Annotated in this window: 7 protein-coding genes; 1 reads left to right on the forward strand and 6 read right to left on the reverse strand. The window is 64.8% G+C overall.

Translation table 11 applies throughout. The features are described 5' to 3' along the window. Window positions 1-577, forward strand: a 577-nt coding sequence (locus tag V7050_RS15065; protein WP_324375581.1) for a YcbK family protein, incomplete at its 5' end; no start/stop codon positions are given. 266 nt (window positions 578-843) lie between these two features. Here the strand turns inward: V7050_RS15065 and V7050_RS15070 are convergent. From V7050_RS15070 to V7050_RS15095, 6 genes are all read right to left on the reverse strand, one after another. Next, window positions 844-1,938, reverse strand: a complete 1,095-nt coding sequence (locus V7050_RS15070; protein WP_324375583.1) for a DUF1254 domain-containing protein — start codon at window positions 1,936-1,938, stop codon at window positions 844-846. A gap of 63 nt (window positions 1,939-2,001) precedes the next feature. Continuing rightward, window positions 2,002-3,528: a DUF1254 domain-containing protein gene (locus V7050_RS15075; RefSeq protein WP_324375585.1), complete on the reverse strand. Its 1,527-nt coding sequence runs from the start codon at window positions 3,526-3,528 to the stop codon at window positions 2,002-2,004. Window positions 3,529-3,585: 57 nt separating this feature from the next. Further along, window positions 3,586-5,061: a DUF1214 domain-containing protein gene (locus V7050_RS15080; protein ID WP_324375586.1), complete on the reverse strand. Its 1,476-nt coding sequence runs from the start codon at window positions 5,059-5,061 to the stop codon at window positions 3,586-3,588. Window positions 5,062-5,099: 38 nt separating this feature from the next. Continuing rightward, on the reverse strand, window positions 5,100-5,876 hold the full coding sequence (locus tag V7050_RS15085) for a hypothetical protein (RefSeq protein WP_324375589.1): 777 nt from the start codon (window positions 5,874-5,876) through the stop codon (window positions 5,100-5,102). A gap of 100 nt (window positions 5,877-5,976) precedes the next feature. Further along, window positions 5,977-6,966, reverse strand: coding sequence for a helix-turn-helix domain-containing protein (locus tag V7050_RS15090; protein WP_324375591.1), 990 nt, complete (start codon window positions 6,964-6,966; stop codon window positions 5,977-5,979). 78 nt (window positions 6,967-7,044) lie between these two features. Further along, window positions 7,045-8,052: a helix-turn-helix domain-containing protein gene (locus tag V7050_RS15095; protein WP_324375593.1), complete on the reverse strand. Its 1,008-nt coding sequence runs from the start codon at window positions 8,050-8,052 to the stop codon at window positions 7,045-7,047. Between the last annotated feature and the right edge of the window lie 564 nt (window positions 8,053-8,616).

The following is an 8,616-nucleotide window of genomic DNA, read 5'->3' on the forward strand; positions in this document are numbered from 1 at the left end:
CAAGCTGCTCATCAACGAACCCGCGCTCGACAAGCTGCAGGCGCTGCGCGACCGGTTGGGCAAGCCGTTGATCGTCCGCTCTGCCTATCGCAGCCCCGAGCACAACCGCGCCGTTGGTGGTGCTACCCGGTCGAAGCATCTCGACGGCGCGGCCTTTGACATCGCCATGGCGAACCACGACCCGGTGGCCTTCGAGGCGGCAGCGCGCGAGGTCGGGTTCCTCGGCTTCGGCTTCTACCCGCGCTCGGGCTTCATGCACGTCGACGTCGGCCCCGCGCGCCAGTGGGGCGAGCGGTTTCCGGTCCGGGCGACGGCATTTGCAGCCGAGACGCCGCCTGCGCGCGAAGTGCTGGCCGACAGCCGCACCATGAAGGGTGGTGGCGCGGCAGGCGTGGCGACGCTGGGCGCAGCTGGGGTCGAGGTGGCGCAGAGCGTCCTGGCGGAGACCCAATCCGCAATCCTGCCGATTGTGCCGTATCTCGACACCCTGCGATGGGTATTCATCGCCGTCGCGCTCGGCGGCATCGCGGTCACCATCTACGCTCGCCTTGACGACTGGAAGCGGGGGCGGCGGTGATCGGCGGGTTCATTGCCACGCTCTCCGGATCGGCATGGGCGCGCGCGGCGCTCCGCTACGGCGTCATCGTCCTGGCGATCCTGTCGTTCCTGTTGGCCCAGCGCCGCTCTGGCGAACGCGCCGGGCGTCTGGCCGAGCAGATCGAGACAGCTCACGCGCGCCACGACGGATGTTCAAGGCGGCGCTTCCTTCTAATGCCCTTTCTGACCTTTCATCTGTATGGGCGGCGCACGGAAACCGAGCTGCTAAAACCAAGGTCGAAACGACTACTCCGAGATCACCTTGTGCGTTTCGTTGAATTCATCGCGAAATTTCACGATCTCGTCGACCGATACCGGCAGATAGTTCCGGAACAGTGCGTTCCAGTTCGCTGGCGCCGCGACGTTGTTGATCGCGTCCGCGCCGCCGTTGACGGTGATTGTGACCGTCCCGTCGTCGTTGATCGTTGCAGTGCGGCTGTTGACGACGAAGGGATCGGTCTCAACCCAGCCATCGGCGTTGTAGAAGGTCAGTGACCAGTAGCCGGCATCGTCATAGCGAAGGTCGGGCGGCTCGAAGGTGACGCTGGCCGTCTCGCCACCTGCCGCGCCCTCATCGCCTGGAAGCACGACGAAGTAGAAGGCGTGCTGGGCTGGCAGACCGCCCCATCCGGCGAGATTGGTCAGCTGGAACTGCGGTTCGGAAATGTCGTCGATATCGTCGACGAAGCCCTCTTCGATGACCACTTCCGTCGGTGCGCGCCGGATCAGGTCACTACGCAACGTGTTGAAGCTGGCGAGATCGTACTGCACGTCGGGCTCGTAGGGCGCATCCGACCCGGCGGTGATGGTCACAGCGTCCTGCCGCTGACGCATCTCGTCCATCCCGGCCTCGGTCCGGTCCCGGGGCTGGGTCCGCATGAAGAGATAGACATGATTGCCGTAAGTGACGTCGTCGGGGCCGATCTCGAGCGTATCGCCGGGATAGGCGACGCCGATCGTGACGGAGTTCTCGTCCAGCACCTGCACGAGGTGCAGAAGGTCGTAGTCGGGCACCTCGATGGTCAGGCCCTCGCTGACATCCCAGACCCCGTAGGAATAGACCAGGTCGAAATTCGACCGGATCACGGTCTGATCGTCGAGGTCGATCCCCTCGCGTTCGTGCCTGAACGTGTTGGGACCGGTGGTGATGGTCTCCGCCGCGAGATACTTGGCGGTTTCCGCGCGCACCACGTTCTCCATGGTCACCGGCTCCCCGCCGTCTTCGCTGAACGCGGGGCTGGATGGCAGGGCGACGCCGTTTTCGCCGACCCCCGTGTCAACTGCGCCGCCCTGCGCCAAGGCCGGTGACGGGGCGGTTGCGACCCCCAACGCGGCGGCCATTGTCATGCTCAACATAAGTCGCTTCATGTCATTTCCTTTCGCGGTGGTCGCCCGGCTCTGCGATCACTCTGCCTTCTCGATGTCGCCCGGTTTCCAGCTTCCGTTCAGTGCTGGTTCCGAGGGCGCATAGAGGCGCAGGATCGCGAAGAAGCCGCGGTCCGGCGCCGTCGCGAGCCAGTTGGACTCCTGTCCGTCCGGCGCCTCGGGGCCGATATGGAGCGTGGTGCTGCCGTCGTCATTCTGAGCCGGCTCGTCGAGCTTTCCGAGCGAGGGGAAGGGCTGCCCGTTGTCGAGACCCGAGGCGTTCTCGGCCTCGTAAAGCGTCACCGACCAGAACAGCTCCGCCGGGATATCCGGCGGCAGGTCGAGCGTGTAGCTCTGGTCCCCGACCAGCGGGTCGCCATCGGCATCCTCGAACCCGATCATGTAGTACGCCCCCTTTCCGGGAGTCATCGACACCATGCCGGGGCTGATCGAGAAATAGTCGGTGAAGAACCATGCCCGCGCGTCGAGATCGCGGTAGCCCGCCTCCGTCGACATCCAGTCCAGGCCGACCGGCACGTCGGGCCAGCGCGCCGAGACGTTGTTGACCGGGTTCAGCCATTGCCGATCTTCAAAAACGCGGAAATCGGCACCATCGAGCCCGTGTTGAAACCCGATCACGCGGCTGGTCTTGTAGCCCGTCTGCGCGGCCGCATCCAGGATCACGCGGGTTTCATCGTCGGGGGAGAAATCCCGGTCGGCGGCGATGTCGAGACCTTCCAGCATGCCCAGCCAGTCCGGCCCGGCGAGGTTTTCGCCTTCCGTGTCGACAAGATACTTGAGCTGGTCGAAGGCGGTGGCGTCGGCGCGCGGGAGCATGTTGTAAGAGCCCCCCGCAGCGTCCGGAAACTCCATCGGCTTCGCGCTGTCCTTCTGGCCCAGCGGGTAGATCACCGATTGTTTCAGCAGCTCCGTCGCAGGCGCGATGTTGTCGAGCGACTGGTAGAAGGACCGCAGGAAGAAGAAGACGTTGTTGGTGCCCGAGCGGTATACATAGTGATCTTCGGGCGCCTCGCCGTCCCAGCCCGGCGGCACGATCAGGAAGTTCCCGCCTTCGCCACCATCCGGTCCGGGCAGGCCGAGATCGCCGAAATATTCCCCGCCATCGACCGGGATCGGGCGTTGCCAGGCGTCGAGGATGATCCCCTGCAGCCCCGGCGGCGCTTCGAAGACCAGCGGGCCGGATTCGCCCAGATCGGCAAAGACCATGGCGTAGATCAGGTCCGAGTTCGGCGTGGTGATCCTGGTCTGCGCATCCAGCCGCTCGGTCCAGATCGGCATGATGTTGTAGCCGGTGCCGAACGCCTCGGCCGCGCCGTCGCGCATGCCCATGGTGTTCAGCAGCGGCATCGCCCAGAGATAGGTCTGCGTGGCGCGCTGGAAGGTCAGTTCCTCCATCAGCGTCTGCGCGGTGTCCTCGGTGGGACGGTTGTTCTCGAACGGCAGGTTGGCGAGGCCCTGAATGCGTTCGGATTGCGCCGTGGCCATACCGGCGATCGCGGCAAATGCACCGCTCCAAACCGCTACCTTGAGGAGGTGTTGCATCATCAGTCTCCCTTGACTGGGTTCGGGGTGACCCGCCGAGCGATCCGACGGGCCCGGTCATCATTCGACGCGTTGGAAATCCTCCAGCCTGAAGCTCTTGTCGAAGAAGGCTTCCTCGGGCGCGTAGAGACGGAAATAGACGAACCAGCCATCATCTCCGACGGTCCTGAAGTGGTTGCTCTCCATCCCCTCGGGCGCGTCGGGGCCGAAATAGAGGTCCACGCTGCCGTCCTCGTTGACCTGCAGGCTCTCGGTCCGGCTGCCCTTTGTGACGTCCGCGATCTCGATGCCGCCATTGTCATAGGGGCGGCGCGTTTCCTCGCTGTAGAGCGTGACCGACCAGAACTGGCCCACCGGCACATCGGCCGGAACATGCAGCGTGTAGTTGCGGTCGGCGCGGAGCATGTCGCCGTTCTGGTCGCGCTTGGAGGTCATGTAGACCTGACCTTCGCCGGGCTGGGGATTGACCATGCCCTCGGTCGAGGCGACGGCCTCATAGAACCATGTCGCGCGTTCGTCGATCTGCTGGATCGTGTCCGTTTCCTGCGCGACCTGGAAATCGAAGCTCTTGTACCAGGAGGTGCCTTCCCACCACACCTCGGCGTAGCGCGGGTTCACCTGCAGGTTGCGGGCCATCAGCTCCCCGAGCGCCGCGCCTTTCGTCAGGATCTCCTGCTGCCGGTCCGTCGGGGCGAAGTCCTGTCCCTTGACGATCCCGAGAGGGGCAATCATCGCCATCCAGGGCTTGTCGATCTCGCGAATGGGCTCTTCGTTGACGATGGCGGCGAGCTTTTCCCAGTAGGCAAGGCCGCGCGGTGCCGTCGCGCTCCATTCCACGTCCTTGCCCTTGATGAAGTCGCTCGTGCTGGTCTCACCGGTCGGGCCCATCGCGTAGTCCGAGACGAAGGTGTCGTAAAAGGCCGGGTCCGGGTCGAGGATACGGATGCCGACCAACACGTTGTTCGTGGCGCTCTGGTAGACGTAAACGCCGTCCGCCTCGTAGTCGGCGGGATCCTCCTCGGGTCCGACGACGATATAGGTCGCGCCTTCGCCCTTGTCCGGCCCGGTCAGGCCAAGATCGAAGACGGGTCGCTGCCACATGTCCAGAACACCACCCGCCGTCTGGCCCGCTGGATAGTCGATCTGCACCGGTCCATCCGACAGGTCGGTGAAGTTGAAGATGTAGGGCGTCGTCAGGTTGGCGGTGACAATGCCGCGCTTTTCCTTGAGCGTTTCCAGCACCGCGAAGGTGCCCGGCGCGTCCGTCCCGAAGGCTTCGCCCTGGGCGTCGCGCCAGGTGGTCATGCTGACGAGCGGCGTGGACCAGATGTAGAGCTGCGCGGCGCGCTGAAGGTCCATCGCGTCGAAGAGCATCTGCGAGTCTTCTTCGCCGAAGTAGGAATCCTCCAGCTCGACCCTGCCATAGGGGGTGGCGATTGTTTCGTCGCCGCTGAGTGTGGCCTGGTCCAGCGGAACGGCATCTTGCGCCATGGCTGCGAGCGAGGTGGTGCAGAGCAGCGCGGCGCCAGTGATCAATCTGATTGGGAATTCCGTCATGAGTTCCTCCCTTCCGGTCAGAATTGGAAATTGAGGCCGCCAAAGATGCCCCATTCGGGTTGGCCGTCGCCCTCGGTCGCGACCGAGTATTGTGGCTCGACAAAGGCGTTGACCGTCGCAAAATCCGTCTGGAACACTTTTCCGACGCCCAATCCGATCGGGACGGCGTAGTTGTCGGTCTCGAAATCGTAGGTCCAGGTCCCTGTGGATCGCAGGTACCAACCTTGTCCGAGTTGGTAGAACCCGAAGGGCTGGAAGGCGCCAATGTTCACGTCGGCACGGTCGTCATCGCCCGCGACGCTGGCTTGCCATGTCAGCAGATAGCCCCATTGGAACTGTCGGCTCGTCGCATTGAAAAGCACGTTGGCGAAGCCGAGCGACCATTTCTCGGATCCGATGGCATCATCGGTTGCGGTGGGGAGCGTGACCTGCGGCCCGACGCCGAAGCTGATCGCCGGATTCCCGGTGTCGAAGAGATAGGCGGCGAAAACGTTGAAATCGCCGATCCCCGTTGTGTCGCCCCCTCCCGCTTCGGGGAAGGTGTTCACCGGCAGGGTCGCGCGCATCAGCCATTGGCCGCCGAAGGCGGAAAACGGTTGCGCATAGCGCAGGAAGAGCTGGTTGGCGTCGCGGTCCGTCCCGGAAAGCTCGCCCGTATACTGGTTCTGGAAGTTGAGCGCCTTGGTGTTGGCGAGCGGGTTGTTTGCCTGCGCCGCCGAATCGCTCTGGGCTGCGGCCGGACCGGCCATCAGTATCGTCGCGATCACGGCCTTACCAATTGTCCACTGCGCCACGGTCCACCTCCTTTGCCGCGTCCTCCCCTCGCGGGCCGAACCTGCCTCTACGGTAACAGTGCGCTCCGCCCTGCCGTCTACGTAGATCGTGCCAATCCGCCTACATCCATTCGGTTTGGCGCGACCTGCTACGGGCAGTTGCGAGTGTCATGCTCGGCTTCTCGCCGAAAAGCTCCCTGTACCTGACGGCGAGACGGCCGGGGTCGCTGCCGGCGCCCCAGCGCGCGGCCGCGTCGCCGATCGTGCAGATCACTCCACGCCGAGACACCAGATCGCGTCGTACGCGGTGAAGGCGCGCACGACGAACATAGCCCTGCGGGGTCTCCTCGAGGATATCCTTGAAGGCCCGGTGCAACGTTCGCGCCGAGGCGCCAGTCGCGAGCACGAGATTCGACATGCGGATCGGCGCTGCGAGGTTCTCGTGGATATACTCCCGCGCCTGGCGGACGATCCCCGCCTTCCTGCTCGAGCGGAACGTGTCGCTCGTCGATGAGGAGCACGCGAAACGGCCGATGAGCAGGCGCAGGGTCGCCGAGTCGAGCCCGGGTCGGACCGCATGAGACGCCGACTGGTGGATCAGGGCGACCTGCCGCCTGATCTCTTCCAAATCCGGCGACGGGATCGTGGCGCGGCGGATAATGGCCCTGCCAGGCGTGCCGTAATCGCCCCAGTGGCCGGATCCCGCGACCTCGCTTCGCAGGCGGTCTTCGGTGAGAGTTGCGGCTACATAGGCAGAGCGCCCCGCGAAGATCGCGTCGAGCTCGCCCCTGGGCATGACGATGACGGCTTCGCCCACCTTGGCTTCGTCAAGCCACAGGCGTGATCCGGACCCGAGGGTCAAACACAGCATCAGGGTCACCGCGTCCTCGGCCAGCGCCCCGCGCAGGTCGACCTTGCCGTCAATCAAGCCGGTGCTGAAAACGATGCCGCGACTGGCGCGAAAGGCGAGGCTGCCGCTGGGAGGCGGCCCCGCCATCTGCATCGCCTCCAGATCTGCGCCGAGAACGGCGTTGCGCAGGTCCTCTATTCGCCGGACCGGGAACCGCCGCCACGCCTCGCAACTCGAACTGGCCGCCGGCTCCAACGCCAAATCGACAGTCTCCCCGCTAGTGTCAGGACCAGAATGCGGCTGGAACGAGGAGCGGTCTGTGCAGTTCGTGCCAAAATCCTATGGCCCCGGCGCGCGTGCCGCCTGAAGGGTCTCGCTCGGCTTCTCGCCGAAGAGGTCGCGGTACGCGCCCGCCATACGACCGAGATCGCTCATTTCCCACTCGTTCGCGATAAGCGCGATCGTGCAGACGCGTTCGGGAGCGTCGGCGAGGTCGCGCCGGATGCGATGCAGGCGCAGCCGTCGCACGTAGCTTCGCGGCGTCTCGTCCAGGATCTCCGCAAAAGCCCGGAAGAGCGTCCGCCGGGACGCGCCGGCCGCCGAGGCGAGCGCGTCGGCCGAGATGGGCTCCGACAGGTGCTCGGCGATGTAGGCGCGGGCCCGTCGGACGATGCGGCCATGACTGCCAGGGCGCGTCCCGACATTCATCGCGCGCGGGGGCCGTGCGAGGTGGCAGAGGACGGCATGGAGCATGGCTCGCGCTGGATCGCCGGGAACGGGATGGCCGCCGTGAACGGACCGGAATTGCTCGCGCAGCCGGGTCGGAATCGTCGGCGCCACCTTGCGCGGATGGACGCCGGTGCCCCCAAGCGTCCGCTCATCGAGAGCGAGGTCGAGCTGTGCCGCCTCCGCCTCCAGCCGATCCGCCGTCAATGTCACGGTCGCGTAGAGCGATCCAGGCGCATAGATCGAGTCGTGCTCGTCGCCCGGAAGGTAGACGCCGACATTCCCGGTTCCGACCTCGCTCAGCCAGTGCCGGGTCCCGGTGGGCAGATCGATACCGATCCCGATCGTGACCCGATCGCCCGAGAGTGGCCCGTTGAGCGCAACCCGTCCACCGACATACCCGGAGGTGAAGACCATTCCGTCGCGTTCGGCGAAGGCGATGCCACCGGAAAGATTTCCTCGCGATAGCTGCGTGGCGTCGAGGCCGGCGCCAAGCACCGCATCACGCAGATCCTCGATCCGGGCAATCGGAACAGTGGTCCAGTCTATGGTGGCGTCTGACGAAAGCATGATCCCGAACTTCGTGAATTCTCCACGAACATAGCGGGTTATGCAGAACATTGCATCACACGAACCTGCGTGCCGTCTTGCTGGATGCTCGAGGCATGAACACAAGACGGTCGGGAAAGGCTAGCCGCGGAGGCGAAAGTTGCGATCAGCCGCAACCATTTCGGCGTACAGGCCAGGATCGGCGCGCTCGCCGTTCGCATAGTGGTGCTTGCCGTCAATCTCGAGGACGATCCTCTGTCGGCCCGGCAATCAACAGATCGGTCGGATCCACCAATCTCATTCCTGTCGCCTTTGCGAGGAGGATCCAGCAGGTTGCCTCGGTGACCGGCAGTTTCCACGGTAGACCCACCGATCTGCTTTCAATGAATGTCACAATGGATGTCCGAGAGATCTGAATAGGCGGGAGCTCGCACGCTCCGCTATCCAGGCGGGACGGCCTTGGAACTGCTGCCGCAGATCATGGTCGTGGAGCCTGTCGTCCGAACGACAAGAACGCGCGATGAAGTTTGGGCGTGCCGGAGTAGCCCCGTCTCCGACACGCCCCTGAATGAACGCAGCCGCATGCGCGGCCGCGCGGCCGGCGAAAACTCGAGCCGGCCTGGTGGGCTCCGAGCG

Source organism: Amaricoccus sp. (assembly GCF_036846665.1).
Classification (GTDB): domain Bacteria; phylum Pseudomonadota; class Alphaproteobacteria; order Rhodobacterales; family Rhodobacteraceae; genus Amaricoccus.

Excerpts from the sequence above, each read along its gene's own strand:
- V7050_RS15070 (WP_324375583.1), bottom strand. The coding sequence starts at position 1,938 with ATGGCCGCCGCGTTGGGGGTCGCAACCGCCCCGTCACCGGCCTTGGCG.
- V7050_RS15075 (WP_324375585.1), bottom strand. The coding sequence starts at position 3,528 with ATGATGCAACACCTCCTCAAGGTAGCGGTTTGGAGCGGTGCATTTGCC.
- V7050_RS15095 (WP_324375593.1), bottom strand. The coding sequence starts at position 8,052 with ATGTTCTGCATAACCCGCTATGTTCGTGGAGAATTCACGAAGTTCGGG.